General features: G+C 75.9%; 1 pseudogene. It reads right to left on the bottom strand.

What is annotated here, in order from left to right:
• Positions 1–303: 303 nt before the first annotated feature.
• A pseudogene (locus JNW87_RS39080) lies at positions 304–1,015 on the bottom strand (NYN domain-containing protein); the annotation flags it as partial.

The raw sequence follows: 1,015 nt of genomic DNA, 5'->3' as shown, positions 1-1,015 counted from the left end.
ACCTCCACCTCGAAGCCGGCGCGGGCGAACACCTCGATCGCCCGGTGCTCGGCGGCGCCGAGGTCGGCGGCCGGCGCGCCGGTGTCGAGCAGCGCGGTCACCAGGCAGCCGGAACAACCCGCCCCCCGGATCCCGCACCTGTCGCAGTCGATGAGCATGAACGCCTCCTGACGCGTCACGGCGGCGGCGGGCGGACGCCCGGTCGTGGCCGCCCGACCACCGTCGGTCACGTCGACGCTAGGCGAGGGGTGTGACAGAAACGGACAACGAGGTCGCAGCCATCCCGAAACCGATCAAGCGTCGTCAGGACCGGGCCAGCCGGCGCAGCAGCGAGTCCGCGCCGAGCGGATACGCGCCGTGCCGGCGTACCCCGTCGGCGACCTCGCGGTCGGAGGAGATCACCACCACCGGCCGACCGGTGGGTTCGGCGCGGACCAGCCGGCGGATCAGCTCGTCGGCGGTCTCGCCCTTGCGGGAGAAGAGCACCCGCACCCCCCGCGGCGTGGGCGGCAGGCCGTGCATCCGCTCGGCCCCGTCGAAGACCACGGTGATCTCGTCCCCGGTCTGCGCGGCGATCCCGCCCAGGCCGGTGATCAGCCGCTTGCGCTGCTGCTCCAGGGACATCTCGCCGAAGCCGCGCTTGGTCACGTTGTAGCCGTCGACGACCAGGTGGGCCCGGGGCAGGGCGAGCAGCTGATCCAGCCGGGCCGGGTCGTCGGTGTCCCGGGCCCGGGCGGCGGTGCCGGCCGGGGTGGTGGCCGACGGGTCGGCGAAGGCGTCCGCGACGAAGTCGGCCGGCAGCTTCTCGACCGGGTCCAGAGCCAGCTCGCGGCGCAGCCCGACGGCCGCCTGGCCGATCGTATCCAGCAGCAGCCAGAGCCGGGCCTCGTCGACCGAACGCGCCTCCTTGGCGGTGGCCCGGGCCGCTCCCGCCGCCGACTCCGCCTCGGCCAGCCGGGCCCGGGCCGGCGCAGCTCCGCCTCCGCGTCCGCGGCGGCCCGCGTGGCCCGGCCGC

It is taken from the genome of Micromonospora sp. ATA51 (genome assembly GCF_016802855.1).
GTDB classification, from domain to species: domain Bacteria; phylum Actinomycetota; class Actinomycetes; order Mycobacteriales; family Micromonosporaceae; genus Micromonospora; species Micromonospora sicca.
Note: the sequence above shows the minus strand (reverse complement) of the source record. Positions and strands in the feature narration are given on the sequence as shown.